The 14,891-nt window shown below is 68.1% G+C and carries 8 protein-coding genes; all 8 read left to right on the forward strand.

From position 1 onward, the window contains the following. Positions 1-12: 12 nt before the first annotated feature. The 8 genes from HMPREF3151_RS00245 to HMPREF3151_RS00280 all read left to right on the forward strand — a co-directional run bounded on the left by HMPREF3151_RS00245 (position 13) and on the right by HMPREF3151_RS00280 (position 14,727). Entirely contained in the window at positions 13-1,824 is a 1,812-nt protein-coding gene (locus HMPREF3151_RS00245) for an arabinofuranosyltransferase AftB family protein (protein ID WP_070471978.1), read from the forward strand. Positions 1,825-1,890: 66 nt separating this feature from the next. Continuing rightward, the gene (locus HMPREF3151_RS00250) at positions 1,891-2,904 is read left to right on the forward strand and encodes an alpha/beta hydrolase (RefSeq protein ID WP_070471980.1); all 1,014 of its coding nucleotides are present in this window, start codon (positions 1,891-1,893) and stop codon (positions 2,902-2,904) included. Positions 2,905-3,150: 246 nt separating this feature from the next. Continuing rightward, positions 3,151-5,112, forward strand: a complete 1,962-nt coding sequence (locus HMPREF3151_RS00255) for an alpha/beta hydrolase-fold protein (RefSeq protein WP_070471981.1) — start codon at positions 3,151-3,153, stop codon at positions 5,110-5,112. Then, entirely contained in the window at positions 5,112-5,609 is a 498-nt protein-coding gene (locus tag HMPREF3151_RS00260; protein WP_070471983.1) for a DUF732 domain-containing protein, read from the forward strand. The genes HMPREF3151_RS00255 and HMPREF3151_RS00260 overlap by 1 nt, the downstream gene beginning before the upstream one ends. A gap of 24 nt (positions 5,610-5,633) precedes the next feature. Continuing rightward, positions 5,634-6,590, forward strand: coding sequence for a cutinase family protein (locus HMPREF3151_RS00265; RefSeq protein WP_070471985.1), 957 nt, complete (start codon positions 5,634-5,636; stop codon positions 6,588-6,590). 36 nt (positions 6,591-6,626) lie between these two features. Then, a complete protein-coding gene (locus tag HMPREF3151_RS00270) occupies positions 6,627-8,444 on the forward strand; it encodes a FadD32-like long-chain-fatty-acid--AMP ligase (protein WP_070471991.1) in 1,818 nt (605 codons plus the stop codon). A gap of 35 nt (positions 8,445-8,479) precedes the next feature. Beyond that, complete coding sequence (locus HMPREF3151_RS00275; protein ID WP_070471993.1) at positions 8,480-13,189, forward strand: type I polyketide synthase; 4,710 nt, start codon at positions 8,480-8,482, stop codon at positions 13,187-13,189. Beyond that, the gene (locus HMPREF3151_RS00280) at positions 13,186-14,727 is read left to right on the forward strand and encodes an acyl-CoA carboxylase subunit beta (RefSeq protein WP_070471994.1); all 1,542 of its coding nucleotides are present in this window, start codon (positions 13,186-13,188) and stop codon (positions 14,725-14,727) included. Before HMPREF3151_RS00275 ends, HMPREF3151_RS00280 begins: the two co-directional genes overlap by 4 nt. Positions 14,728-14,891 lie beyond the last annotated feature (164 nt).

The raw sequence follows: 14,891 nt of genomic DNA on the forward strand, positions 1-14,891 counted from the left end.
AACATCGTCGCAATGACCAAACATGCCCGCCTCTCCGCGCTCGCCGCAGCCGCAGTCGCGGGCATCTTCGCGTTCTGGGGCGGATGGACCCGCCGCTGGATGTCCGACGACGGCCTGATTGTCCTGCGCACCGTGCGCAACTTGCTCGCCGGCAACGGGCCCGTGTTCAACGCCGGCGAGCGCGTGGAGGCAAACACCTCAACCCTGTGGCAGTACCTGATCACTGCAGTCGGCTGGGTCACCGGCGCCCGGCTTGAGGACGTCGCCATGTGGCTCGCGCTCCTGTGCACCGTGGCGGCGGCCGCGCTGGCCACCTTCGCCGCGGGCCGGTTCTGGAGCAAAGTGGGCCCCGTCGTGCCCCTTGGCATCGTGATCTACCTGGCGCTGCCGCCAGCGCGCGACTTCGCCACCTCCGGGTTGGAGTGGGGCCTGTCGCTGCTGTGGATCGCCGGGTGGTGGGCCGCGCTGGTCGCGTGGGCCGAGCCACTGCGCCGCCGCGCGCCGGAGGCAGGGTACTTCCTGGCTTTCTGGTGCGGTATGTCCTGGCTGGTGCGCCCCGAGCTCGCGCTCTACGGCGGTGTGACCGGCATCCTTCTCATCGCGTTTTCCCCGCGCAAGACCCCCGGCATCCTCGCCGCGGCGCTGCCCGTGCCGGCCGCCTACCAAATCTTCCGCATGGGCTACTACGGCCTGCTTACCCCGCACACCGCCGTGGCCAAGTCCGCCTCCGACTCCGATTGGGCGCGCGGATTCGAGTACTTTGCCGACTTCGTGGGCTACTACTGGCTCTGGCTGCCCGTGCTGGCAACGGCCGCGTTGGTGGGGTGGATGATGCGGGGGACCGGAGGACGTCGATTAGCAATTGTGCTTCTTGTCACCGGCTGCGCGTTCGCCCACATCCTCTACGTGCTGCGCGTCGGCGGCGACTTCATGCACGGGCGCATGTGGCTGCTGCCGCTGTTCGCGCTGCTCCTGCCCGCGATGGCGGTGCCGCTCACGCGCGTCAGCGTCGCACTCGCCACCGCTGTGGCGGTGTGGGCCGGCGTGACCATCGTGCGCGCCCACCCCATCGACTGGGAGGCCTACCAGACCGGAGAAAAAGAACTCGGCATCGTGGACGAGCGCGAGTTCTGGACCCTTGCCGTCGGCCGCGAACTGACCGACCCGCCGCGCTACGCCGAGGACTTCCTCGGCTCCAAGCTCATGCAGAACTGGGAAGAGGCGCTGGACAAGGGCATCGCCGCCGACGCCGCGCAGCTCAACCTCGCATACGTCTCCGCCGACCCGGAGATCTACAGCTGGTACTACCGCGACCGCGAAGACACGGAGTCGGACCTGAGCAACGTGCCGCTGACCGCGTACCTGATCAACCTGGGCATGACCAGCATGAACGCGCCGCTCGACGTGCGCATCCTGGACACCGTCGGCCTGGCAACCCCCATCGCCGCGCGCATGCCGCGCGACCCGGAAGGCCGCGTCGGCCACGACAAATTCCTCGACCCCGCCTGGCAAGCCGCCGACACCGACACCTACCTGGACGGGCTGCCGCCGTTCATCAGCTCCATGCGCGCGAAGCAGGCGCGGGCGGCGCTGCGTAGCCCCGAAATCGCCGAACTGCTGGCCACCTCGCGCGAACCCATGAGCTGGGAGCGGTTCTGGAAAAACGTGCGCTATTCGCTTACCGACGGCCGCACGCTGCAGCTTTCCAGCGACCCGGGCCTCTACCTCGACGCCGATACCCGCCGCGCAATCCGCCATGGGGCGAACCCCGGAATGGACGGCACACAGATTGCCTGGCCAGTGCAGGCGCACACCGGGGAATAGCGGGGCACGTTTCGAATTGGTAACGTAAACGTGTCTTTTGCCTGAAAACACGTTTTGAGGGGATCTATGAACTCCAAAAATTCCGTGCGCCGCAAGCTCACTGCGCTGCTGATGGCCCTGGTTACCGGCCTGGCAGCGGTGATCGGCGCCCCGCAGGCGTCGGCGGCGCACCGTGACTGGCTGCGACCCGATTCCACCGGCCACTGCGAGTGGGACCGCGTCGGGTTCTGGGTGCAGCGCTGCACGGTGTGGTCCCCCGCGATGAACCGCCACATCACTGTCCAGATTCAGCCCGCGCAGCGCGGCGGCAACGCTGGCTTGTACATGCTCGACGGCCTGCGTGCCACCGAGATCACCAATGCTTGGGTCAACGACGTCAACGCCGCCCGAACGTTCAAGGACAACAACATCACCCTGGTGATGCCCGTCGGCGGCCAGTCCTCCTTCTACACCGACTGGAACGCACCGGCGACCTACGACTTCAACCACCCGGTGACGTACAAGTGGGACACCTTCCTGACCAAGGAGCTGCCGCCCTACCTGCAGCGCCACTTCGGTGTTTCGCCGACGAACAACTCCATCCTCGGCCTGTCCATGGGCGGCACCGCCGCGATCAACCTCGCCGCGCTGCACCCGAACCAGTTCCGCCAGGTGTTGTCCTACTCCGGATACCTGACCACCACGGTGCCGGGCGGCCAGACCGCACTGCGAGCCGCGCTTCTCGACGGCGGCCTGTACAACGTCAACGCCATGTGGGGCTCCTCGCTGAATCCCCGCCGTTTTGAGAACGACCCGTTCTTGAACATGGGCAACCTCCGCGGCCGCGACGTCTACGTCTCCGCCGGTTCCGGCGTGCCGGGCCCGGCCGACCAGAAGTACCTGCCGCAGCACCGCGCCGCCGGCATCGCGTTGGAGCAGGTGGCCAGCGTGACCACCCGCGCCTGGTCTGCGAAGGCGACCGCGACCGGCGTGAAGCACACCGCCGTGTTCACCCCGACTGGCCTGCACAACTGGGACCAGTTTGGTAGCCAGCTCGAGGCCACCAAGCCGCGCATCCTGAACGTGATGAACGCCTGGTAGGGGGTCTAGCCCGGACCGGGCATATCCTGCCGAAACCGGCTACCTACAAACGGCTACCCGCTGATTTTCCAGCACATAGCCGGATGTAGGTAGCCGGTTTTCGTCGTCTGCGTGGATCAGGGGCTGGGGCGGGGGAGGGGCTCGCCGTAACGCTGCGCGTGTCGTACACGACTAAACCTTCAAGTGAAACTTAAGCTTTTGGTCGATACTCTTGTGACACCAGTAGCCAGACGAGGTAGGAGACTCATGCGAGACAACCGAACCACCCCAACGCGGATCGCCGCCGCGCTGCTGCCCGCCGCTCTTGCGCTTTCGCTGGCACCCGCAGTGGCCACCGCGCCCGCCGCCAGCGCGCAGTCGAGCCTGCCGGGCGACCTGTCCTCGCAGATGTCCTCCAACCGCGGCATCTCCGACGGCCTGCGCCCGCACGACCCGCCGAAGCGCACCCCGATCGAGGTGGAGAAGGACCCGCAGATCCCGGGCCTGCCGGACGGCGTGAAGGTGGACCGCATCGAGTGGATCACCAACCGTCGCGTGGCGGTGTTCATCAACTCACCGTCTATGCCGGACCACCCGATCCAGGTGCAGATCCTGCTGGCGCGCGACTGGCACTCCAACCCGACCGCGAAGTTCCCCGAGGTGTGGGCGCTCGACGGCCTGCGCGCGCGTGACGACGAGAACGGCTGGACCATCGAGACGAACATCGAGCAGTTCTACGCCGACAAGAACGTCAACGTGATCCTGCCGGTCGGCGGCGAGTCCTCCTTCTACTCCGACTGGCAGCGCGAGAACAACGGCAAGCACTACATGTGGGAGACGTTCCTGACCAAGGAGCTCATCCCGGTGCTGAACAACGAGTTCCGTTCCAACGGCTCCCGCGCCGTGGTGGGCCTGTCCATGGGCGGCACCGCCGCCGTCAACCTGGCTGAGCGCAACCCGCACCTGTTCAAGTTCGTCGGCTCCTTCTCCGGCTACCTGGACACCACCACCACCGGAATGCCCACCGCCATCAAGGCGGCGCAGATGGACGCCGGCGGCTACAACGCCGAGGCGATGTGGGGCCCGCTGGGCTCGCAGGACTGGATCGACCACGACCCGAAGCTGGGCATCGAGAACCTGAAGGACATGACGGTCTACGTCTCCGCCGGTTCGGGCCGCGACGACTTTGGCAACCCGGAGTCAGTGGCCAAGGGCCAGGCCAACCCGGCCGGCATTGGCCTGGAGGTGCTCTCGCGCCTGTCCACCCAGACGTTCGTGGACTACGCGTCGCGCACCCCGGTCAAGCCGATCGTGCGCTTCCGCCCGTCGGGTGTGCACTCCTGGGAGTACTGGCAGTTTGAGATGGCGCAGGCCTGGCCGTACATGGCCAACGCGCTGGAGGTGCCGGAGGCGGATCGCGGCTCCAAGTGCACCCCGGTCGGCGCGATTGCGGAGGCCACCAAGTCCGGCACGATCGGCTCCTGCGTCAACGACGAGTACGACGCGGGCAAGGACACCAAGGGCAAGGCCCAGGACTTCCGCGGCGGCACCGCCTTCTGGTCCCCGGACACCGGCGCGCACGCGCTGTTCGGCGCGATCCTGGCCAAGTACAACGCGCTCGGCGGCCCTGCCGGCTGGTTGGGCTTCCCGGTCACGGGCGAGACGCCGGCGCCGGACGGCGTGGGCCGCTTCGTGCACTTCCAGCACGGCTCCGTCTACTGGACCCCGCAGACCGGCGCGTACGCCATCCCGGGCGACATGTTCCGGGCATGGGGCGAAAACGGCTACGAGGGCGGCGACCTGAAGTACCCGGTGGCCGAGGCGAACCAGGTGGGCGAGGGTTACGTGCAGAAGTTCCAGGGCGGCTTCCTCACCCGCAACCCGGACGGCAAGCACTTCGTCGTCCACGGCGCGATCGCGGAGAAGTACGGCGAGATCGGCACCGCCACCTCTGAGTTGGGGTACCCGACCGGCAACGAGATTGCGGTCAAGGGCGGGTTCTTCCAGCCGTTCGAGCACGGCAACATCTACTGGTCCGCGGCCACGGGCGCGCACACCATCCTCACCGGCGACATCTTCGACGAGTGGGGCAAGCGCGGCTACGAGCAGGGCGAGCTGGGCTGGCCGGTCAAGGACATGGAGAAGATCCAGGCCGGCGGCCTGACCATCGACTTCCAGCACGGCACCATTGAGCAGGTCAACGGCAACGTCAACGTGAGGAAGAAGTAGTGCGCAAGGTTGCATTCTGCTTTGCGACGGCCGCTACCGCCGTCGCCGTGGCCGCCTGCGGAGGCGCCACCGTGGACTCCGATGACGTGACGGACACCCCGACGGTTGCCTCCGAGGCTGAAACCGAATCCGAGTCCGCGACCACGGAAGCGTCTGAAACTGCATCATCGTCGGCTGCGCCGTCGTCGTCGGCAGCGCCGTCGCAAGGCAAACGCGCCGACGACCAGCCGGCCCGCGAGGTGACCGACGTGCCGCAGCAGGCCAGCGCCTTCTCTCCGCAGGAGGAGGCCTACCTGGCCACCTTAAGGGAAAGCGGAGTCAACGTCGACGGGATTGAAGACCAGCTCACAGCCACCGGCGCTACCGTGTGCGCGGACAACCTGATCACCCGCGACGCGGTGGCAGGCCAGCTTGTGGAGCAACGCCGCACCGACATGGATGCGGCGGGCGTGGCGGCGCTGATCAGCGACTCCGCACGCGCCAACCTCTGCTCCTAGCAGTACAGAAGGGAGCCTGGGCTCATGCGCAGATCGCGCAACGTATTTGTCGTCGCCGCAGTGATTGTGGTGCTGTCCTTGATTGGGCTGGGGATCTACCAGTGGCGCTCGGGCGAGACCGGGCTGCCGTCGGCGGACGGGCCGCTGGCAACCTCCGAGGCTCCAGAGGAGCCCTCGGAGCCGCAGGCGGCGGAGCCCGACTGGTGTCCCGCGGTCGAATTCGTTTCCGTGCCCGGCACCTGGGAGTCCGCGGCGGACGACGACCCGTTCGCCCCTGCGGCCAACCCGGCGAGCTTCATGCTCTCGATCACCCAGCCGCTGCAGCAGATGTACGACATCAACCACGTGCGCGTGTTCACGGTGCCGTATACCGCGCAGTTCCGGAACATCCAGACGGCGCACGGGCGCGCCGAGATGACCTACGACGACTCGCGCGCCGAGGGCACCGCCAAGCTGTCCGGCGAGCTGCGGTTTGTGGCGGAGACGTGCCCGTCGACGAAGTTCATCATCGCCGGGTTCTCCCAGGGGGCGGTGATCGTGGGCGACGTGGCGTCGAAGATCGGCAACAGCGCGGGCCCGATCGACCCGGAGCGGCTGCTGGGTGCGGTGATGATCGCGGACGGCCGGCGCGAAAACGGCGTGGGCGTCAACCCCGGCGCGGAGGTCGGCGGCGTGGGCGCGGAGATTGTCATGCAGCCGCTGCAGGGGCTGGTGGACCGGGTCACCCCGGGCGCGACCATGACCGGTCCGCGCCCTGGCGGCTTCGGCCTGGTTGAGGACCGCGCCTTTGAGATCTGCGCGCCGGACGACACGGTCTGCGACGCGCCCAAGGGCGTGGGCAACGCCATCGACCGGGCCCACGCGCTGATCGCAGCGAACGGCAATCACGCCATGTACGCGACCAATCCGGCCGTCATCCCCGGGACCACCACGCCGGAATGGACTGTAGGTTGGGTCCAGAACGTGGTAGACAGTTTGTAGTCCAAAATCATTTTGTCCTGAAAAGGAGTTACGGGTATGGATCTTCAGCAGCTCATCGCGCAATTTTTCGACGATGACGGCCAAATCGCGCTCCCGGAGCACTTCACCCTCCCGAGCCTGAGCGAGACGATCTACCAGGCCCACCTGGCCACCGGCGGCGGCGACGCGGTGAACATCCGTGACTGGGACTTCACCTCCAACCCGGAAGGCGAGGCGCGCGAGTTCACCCGCACGCAGGTCAACACACGCATCAAGGCCGTCGCCGCGCGCCTCGCCCAGGTAGGCGAGCCGGGGGAACGCGTGGCGATTATGGCCCCGAACTCCGCCGAGTACCTCTTCGCCTTCATGGGCGCGCTGTACGCAGGCCTGGCTCCGGTGCCGCTGTACGACCCGAACGAGCCCGGCCATGAGGCCCACCTGCGCGCCGTGCTCGACGACGCCAACGCGCGGCTCGTGGTGACCAACTCCGCCGGCGCCCCTGCCGTGCGCGCCTACTTCGCCGACCGTCCGGCCGCGGAGCGCCCCCGCATTATCGCCGCGGACTCCCTGCCCGACACGCTCGCCGATTCCTGGCAGCCCGTCGCCCCCGTTGAGGACGAGAACACCGCGGACGCCATCTGCTTTTTGCAGTACACCTCCGGCTCCACCCGCAATCCGGCCGGCGTGATGATCACCAACGAAGCGCTGGTCACCGACGTACTCCAGATCAACGAGGCGCTGCGCTTCGAAGCCCCCATGCGCGTGCCCACCTGGCTGCCGCAGCACCACGACATGGGCGTCATCGTCGCCGTGGTCAGCCTCGTGCTGGGCCAGGTGCTGGAGATCATGAGCCCGCGCGACTTCCTGCAGAACCCGAAGCGCTGGGTGGACATGCTTTCGCGGCGCGACGACGACCCGGCCGACGTGCACATTTACTCCTGCATCCCCAACTTCGCGCTGGATCTGGCCGCCCGCTACGCGGCGCCGGAGACCCCGAACCAGTACGACTTCTCCGGCGTGCACTGCATCCTCATCGGCTCCGAGTCCGTGACCAAGCCGGGCGTGGAGGCCTTCGTCGGCGCGTTCGGCGAGTCCGGCCTGGACCGCACGGTGCTGCGCCCCTCCTACGGCCTGGCGGAGGCCACACTGCTGGTGTCCACGGACCGCACCGAGGAGCGCCCGAAGTTCATTGAATTCGACCGCGAAGCACTCGCCGACGGCAAGGCCGTGCCCGCCGAAGGCGGCGTGCCCATGGCGTCCATCGGCCAGCCGGCGAAGTGGATGCACTTCGCCATCGTGGACACCGAGACCAAAAACGAGCTGCCCGAAGGCGAGATCGGCGAGATCTGGGTCAACGGCAACAACGTCGCCGCCGGCTACCTGGACCGCCCGGAGGAAACCGAGGCGACGTTCCGCAACACCATCGGCGCCACCCTCCAAGACGGTCTGCCGAAGGACAACTGGTGCGCCACCGGCGACTTGGGCACCGTGCTGGACAACCACCTCTACCTCACCGGGCGCGTGAAAGACCTCGTCGTCGTGGCGGGCCGCAACCACTACCCGCAGGACATCGAGGCCACCGCGATGGAGGCCTCCGACCACGTGCGCAAGGACTCCGTCGCCGCGTTCGCCGTGCCGGGCGACGACGTGGAGCGCCTGATCATCCTCGCCGAGCGCGCCGACGGCGCAACCGAGGACGGCGACGCCGCCGCTGAGGACGCCATCCGCTCCGCCATCACCACCAACCACGGCATCTCGCCGGAGGTCGTGGAGTTCCGCGCGCCGGGCGGGGTGGCCCGCTCCACCGCAGGCAAGATCGCCCGCCGCGTCAACGCGAAGCAGTTCACCGAACGCGAACACGCTGCAGCGGAGTAACGAAAAGCCCGGACGGGCCGATACTCTGAACTGTTATGAACGAGCATCAACTGATCCAGTGGCTCACCAGTTGGGTCGAGGGCGCCACCGGCGTCGACTCGGTGGACCCGACCACGCCGCTCGAAACCTACGGCCTCGCATCCCGCGATGCGGTGATCCTCTCCGGCGAGCTGGAAAAGCTGCTCGGCCGCCGGGTCGACCCCACCGTCGCCTACCAGTATCCGACCATCACGGCGCTGGCACAGGCGCTCCTCGCGCAGAGGCAGGAAGCGCCGAAGGTTGAACGTCGAGAAGCAACCAGCTCCCACGACATCGCAATCGTGGGCTCCGCGGGGCGCTTCCCGGGCGCGAAGAACAACGACGAGTTCTGGCAGATGCTTATCGACGGCCGCTCCGCCACCGGCCCGCTTCCCCCGCTCCGCTGGGACGAGTACCTGGGCGACCCGGTGGTGCGCACCAAGATGGCCGAGGAGAACACCGACGGCGGGTACATGGACGGCATCGCGTCCTTCGACCACGAGTTCTTCGGCATCTCCCCGCTCGAGGCGCAGAACATGGACCCGCAGCAGCGCATCATGCTCGAGGTGGCGTGGGAGGCGCTCGAGGACACCGGCCTGGCGCCGAGTGAGCTCCGCGGGGAGCCCGTCGGCGTGTTCGTGGGCTCGTCCAACAACGACTACGGCATGCTCATCGCCGCCGACCCGAACGAGGCGCACCCCTACGCGCTGACCGGCGCGTCCTCCGCCGTGATCCCGAACCGCATCTCCTACGCGTTCGACTTCCGCGGCCCCTCGATGAATGTGGACACCGCCTGCTCGTCGTCGCTGGTGTCGGTGCACCACGCGGTGCGCGCACTTCGCGACGGCGAGGCCGACGTCGCCCTGGCAGGCGGCGTGAACATCCTGGCCAACCCGTTCGCGTCGCTGGCGTTTTCGGAGCTCGGCGTGATCTCGCCGACCGGGCGCATCCACGCGTTTTCCGACGACGCCGACGGCATCGTCCGCGCCGACGCCGCAGGTTTTGTTGTGCTCAAGCGCGTCGAGGACGCCATGCGCGACGGCGACAACATCTTGGCCATGATCAAGGGCTCGGCGACCAACTCCGACGGCCACTCCAACGGGCTAACCGCCCCGAACCCGGAGGCGCAGGTGGACGTTTTGCGCCGCGCCTACGCCGACGCCGGCGTGGACCCGCACCAGGTGGACCTGGTCGAAGCTCATGGCACCGGCACCATCCTCGGCGATCCGATCGAGGCCACCGCGCTGGGCGAGGTGCTCGGCCGCGGGCGCGAGGCTTACCAGCCGCTGCTGCTGGGCTCGGCGAAGTCCAACATCGGCCACTCCGAATCCGCCGCCGGCGTGGTGGCGCTGATCAAGGTGCTCGAGGCGCTCAAGCACGACACGATCCCGGAGTCCATCAACTTCGCCGCACCGAACCGCTACGTGGACTTCGACGCCGAGCGCATCGAGGTCGTCCAGGACCCGCGCGAGTGGCCGCGCTACTCCGGCCGCCGCGTCGCCGGTATCTCCGGCTTCGGCTTCGGCGGCACCAACGCGCACGTGGTCGTCGCCGACTTCGACCCGGCCGACTACAACTTCGACGTGGTCGAGGATGAGCCCGCCTTCGAGGGCGTTTCCGTGGCGGCGCTGCCGGTGTCTGGGCTGTTGCCGTCGCGGCGCAAGGAAGCCGCCGGTGTGCTCGCGGACTTCCTCGAGGGCCGCGCCGACGCCGACCTGATCCCGGTCGCGCGCTCGCTGGCCAAGCGCAACCACGGCCGCTCCGCCGCCGTCGTGCAGGCGTCTAGCGTCGAGGAGGCCGTGCGCCGCCTGCGCCAGGTCGCCGACGGCAAGATCGGCCCCGGCATCGCCGTCGCCGACGCGCCCACCCCGATGGGCCCGGTCTTCGTCTACTCCGGCTTCGGCTCCCAGCACCGCAAGATGGCCAAGGAGCTCATTGCCCGCTCCCCGCTGTTCGCACGACGCATGCGTGAGCTGGACGAGATGGTGAAGTTCCAGGCCGGCTGGTCCATGCTCGAGATCATCGAGAACGACGAGCTGACCTACGACACCGAAAACGGCCAGGTCACCATCACCGCCATCCAGATCGCCCAGACCGACCTGCTCGCCGCCGCCGGCATCACCCCGGCCGCCACGATGGGCATGTCCATGGGCGAGATCGCCGCGGCCTACGGCGCCGGCGGCCTGTCCGCCGAGGAGTGCATCCTCATCGCTACCGCGCGTGCCCGACTCATGGGCGAGGGCGAAGCCATGATCGCCGGCACCGAGCAAGAAGGTGCGATGGCGGTGGTGGAGCTCTCCCGCGAGGAGTTGGCGGAGTTCGTCGAGAAGCATGAGCAGGCTCGTGGCGTGGAACCCGCCGTGTACGCGGGGCCCGGCATGACCACCGTCGGCGGGCCGGGCAAGGCCGTCGACTACGTGGTGGCAGCGCTGGAGGCCGAGGAGAAGTTCGCGCGCAAACTCAACGTGCGCGGCGCCGGCCACACCAGCGCCCTCGACCCGATCATGGGCGACCTCGCCGGCGAAATCGCAGGTCTTAACGCGCGTCCTTTGCGCGTGCCGCTGTTTTCCTCCGTGGACCGCGGCGAGGTGTACCAGCCCGGCCAGACCGTCCACGACGACAAGTACTTCCTGCGCATGACCCGCCAGCCGGTGTACTTCCAGGACGCCACCGAAGCCGCGTTTGCCGCCGGCCACACCACGCTCGTGGAAATCACCCCGAACCCGGTGGCGCTGATGGGCATGATGAACACCGCGTTCGCCGCCGGCAAGCCCGACGCGCAGCTGCTGTACACCACCAAGCGCAAGGTGGACGAGCTCGAATCGCTGCTGGACCTGGCCGCGAAGCTGTATGTCAACGGCATGGGCGTGGACTTCGGCGCGTTCTACGGTGCGGGCGACGTGGTGCAGGCGCCGAAGACCGTGTTTAAACAGGTGGACCACTGGACGCCGGCACGGCCGTCGTCGTCGCGCGCGTCGCTTTTGGGCTCGCGCGTGCGCCTGCCGGGCGGCGAGGTGGCGTTCTCCACCGCCGCCGACCAGATCTTCAGCCCGCACCAGCTCATCGAGTCCGCCGCCGCCGAGGTCTCGCCCGACGCCCGCGTGGTCGCCACCGAGGAACACGGCTACCTGCCCGCGGACGGCGAAGTGACCACCGTCGTCGCCTCCTCGCTCGGCGGGGTGTCCATCAAGGTCTTCGACGGCGCGACACTGCTCGCGGAGGGCTTTGCCTCCACCATCGACCGCGCCCCGGTGCAGGGCGTCATGGAGCAACCGCTTGACGACGGGCCTTCGGTGGACAACGCCCCCGAGGAAGAAACCGAGACAGATGCCGTGCGTTGGGACCCCAACTCCGGCGAGTCGGTGGCGGACCGCCTGCGCGACATCGTCTCCGAGTCCATGGGCTACGACGCTGCGGACCTGCCCGACGAGCTGCCGCTGATCGATCTCGGCCTCGACTCCCTGATGGGCATGCGCATCAAAAACCGCGTGGAGAACGACTTCCAGATCCCGCCGCTGCAGGTGCAGACGCTTCGCGACGCCTCCGTCGCCGACGTGATCCGCATCGTCGAAGACGCCGTCGCCGGCAAGACGGACGCGCCGCAGCCGATGGCCTACAACGACGAGGCGCGCGACCCGGCCGCGGCGGCCGAGAAGACCCAGGGTGTGGGCGTGGCCCCGCGTGACGCCTCCGAGCGCATGGTCTTCGGCGCCTGGGCCAAGTACGCGGGTGCGGCGGCGGCCGGTGTGACGTCGGAGTTGCCGTCGATTAGCAAGGAGCAGGCGGCCGAGATCGCCGCGCACCTGACCGAGCGCTCCGGCATCGACGTCACCGCGGACGACGTGCTCGGCGCCGAGACGCTCGAGCCGCTGGCGAACCTCGTGCGCGAGGGGCTGGAAACACCTGTGGACGGCAACATCCGCGTCTTCCGCGACGGCGACGCCGAGGTTTCCCCGGTGTTCGTGTTCCACCCGGCGGGCGGGTCGTCGTCGGTGTACGCGCCGCTCGCGCGGAGGCTTGGCGACGACGTGCCCGTCTACGGCGTCGAGCGCCTGGAAGGCTCCCTGGAGGAGCGCGCGGCGGAGTACGTCAAGGACATCGAGCGCATCGCCGACGGGCGCAAGGTCGTGCTCGCCGGCTGGTCGTTCGGCGGCGCGCTGGCCTATGAGGTTGCGCACCAGCTGGGCAACGACAAGATCGACTACATCGCGCTTTTGGACCCCACCCAGCCGTCCGAGCCGATCCCCGACACGCTGGAGGAGACGAAGGCGCGCTGGGGCCGCTACGCCGCGTTTGCCAAGGAAACGTACGGCCTCGAATTCGACGTGCCGTACGAGCTGCTGGAGACCGCCGGCGAGGACGCGCTGCTGCAGATGCTCACCGAGTTCCTGGCCACCACCGACGCCTCCGAGCACGGCCTGGCCGCCGGTGTGCTCGAGCACCAGCGAGCGAGCTTCGTGGACAACCAGATTCTCAACCACCTCGACTTCACCCGCTGGGCGGATGTGCAGGTGCCGGTGCTGCTGTTCCGCGCCGAGCGCATGCACGACGGCGCGATCCAGCTCGAGCCGAACTACGCGCACATCGACGAGGACGGCGGCTGGGGCGCTATCGTGGACGACCTGACCATCGTCCACCTGCCCGGCGACCACCTCGCGGTGGTGGACGAGCCGGCGGTGGGGATCGTTGGAAAGCATATGAACGCATGGATTGAGGGGAAGCGATGACAACCGCCGAGAAACTCCAAGACCTGCGCGAGCGCCTGGACAAGGCGCAGGACCCGGGCTCCGAGCGCTCCCGGAAGCGCCGCGACGACGCCGGACGCACCACCCCGCGCCAGCGCATTGATGCGCTGCTGGACGAAGGCTCCTTCGTCGAAATCGGGGCCCTTGCCCGCACCCCCGGCGACCCGGACGCCGTCTACTCTGACGGCGTTGTCACCGGCTACGGGCGCATCGACGGCCGGCCCGTCGCCGTCTACGCGCACGACAAGACCGTCTACGGCGGGTCCGTGGGCGTGACGTTCGGGCGCAAGGTCACCGAGGTCATGGAGTTCGCCATCAAGATCTCGTGCCCGGTGATCGGCATCCAGGACTCCGGCGGCGCCCGCATCCAGGACGCGGTGACGTCGCTGGCAATGTACTCCGAGATCGCGAAGCGCCAGCTGCCTCTGAGCGGGCGCGTGCCGCAGATCTCCGTCATGCTGGGCAAATCCGCCGGCGGCGCCGTCTACGCGCCCGTGACCACGGACTTCGTCGTCGCGGTCGACGGCGAGTCCGAGATGTACGTCACCGGCCCGAACGTCATCCGGGAGGTCACCGGCGAGGACATCACCTCCGCCGAGCTCGGCGGCGCGCGCGTGCAGGAGCAAGCCGGCAACATCCAGGCGGTTGTGGCGACGGAGGAGGACGCCTTCGACTACGTCAAGGACCTGCTCGCGCACCTGCCGACGTCCACGTTCGACGCCGCGCCCGTCGTCGCCGCGCAGCCCGACGAGGAGCTCGACGACACCGCGCTAGACACCTTCATGCCCGACGACACCAACGCCGGCTACGACATGATGGACCTGCTGGTGCAGCTCGGCGACGACGAGGACCTCGTCGAGGTCCAGTCCGGGTACGCCGAAAACCTCATCTGCGCATTCGGGCGTATCGACGGCCGCGCCGTCGGCTTCGTCGCCAACAACCCCATGTACGCCGCCGGCTGCATCGACGCGGACGCCGCCGACAAGGGCGCGCGCTTCATCCGCACCTGCGACGCCTACAACGTCCCCATCGTTTACGTCGTGGACACCCCCGGCTACCTGCCGGGCGTGGAGCAGGAGCGCGAGGGCCTGATCCACCGCGGCGCGAAGTTCGCGTTCGCGGGCGTGGAGGCCACCGTGCCGAAGGTCACGCTCGTGGTGCGCAAGGCCTACGGCGGCGCGTATGCGGTGATGGGGTCGAAGAACCTCAACGGCGACATCAACCTGGCGTGGCCCACCGCCCAGATCGCGGTGATGGGTTCCGCGGCGGCGGTGGTGATGCTGCAGGGCAAGCAGCTCGCCGCCATCGAGGACCCGGCGCAGCGCGAGGCCATGAAGAAGATGTTCATGGATTTCTACGACCAGGAAATGACCTCGCCGTACGTCGCGGCGGAGCGCGGCTACATCGACCAGATGATTGAGCCTTCGCAGACCCGCATCGCTTTACGACGAGCCCTGCGGCAGCTAGCCTCCAAGCAGGAATTCGACCTGCCTAAGAAGCACACCATTAGTCCCCTCTAGTAAGGTTTCACCCCATGCTTTCTTCTACTCTTGACATTTTCGGCGACCTGATCAGCATGCTGGTCTGGTTCATCAATGGCATCCAGACCGGAAACCCGGCCTGGAACTTCGGCATCGGCTTCTAATTCGCGCTGAAGCCCCGCGCACCCGCCACACTGGCGGGG

The sequence above is a fragment of the Corynebacterium sp. HMSC05H05 genome (assembly GCF_001807265.1).
Classification (GTDB): Bacteria; Actinomycetota; Actinomycetes; order Mycobacteriales; family Mycobacteriaceae; genus Corynebacterium.

Bases quoted from the DNA above. Each gene is read 5' to 3' on its own strand.
- HMPREF3151_RS00245 (WP_070471978.1), top strand. From the start codon at position 13: ATGACCAAACATGCCCGCCTCTCCGCGCTCGCCGCAGCCGCAGTCGCG.
- HMPREF3151_RS00250 (WP_070471980.1), top strand. From the start codon at position 1,891: ATGAACTCCAAAAATTCCGTGCGCCGCAAGCTCACTGCGCTGCTGATG.
- HMPREF3151_RS00255 (WP_070471981.1), top strand. From the start codon at position 3,151: ATGCGAGACAACCGAACCACCCCAACGCGGATCGCCGCCGCGCTGCTG.
- HMPREF3151_RS00265 (WP_070471985.1), top strand. From the start codon at position 5,634: ATGCGCAGATCGCGCAACGTATTTGTCGTCGCCGCAGTGATTGTGGTG.
- HMPREF3151_RS00270 (WP_070471991.1), top strand. From the start codon at position 6,627: ATGGATCTTCAGCAGCTCATCGCGCAATTTTTCGACGATGACGGCCAA.
- HMPREF3151_RS00275 (WP_070471993.1), top strand. From the start codon at position 8,480: ATGAACGAGCATCAACTGATCCAGTGGCTCACCAGTTGGGTCGAGGGC.
- HMPREF3151_RS00280 (WP_070471994.1), top strand. From the start codon at position 13,186: ATGACAACCGCCGAGAAACTCCAAGACCTGCGCGAGCGCCTGGACAAG.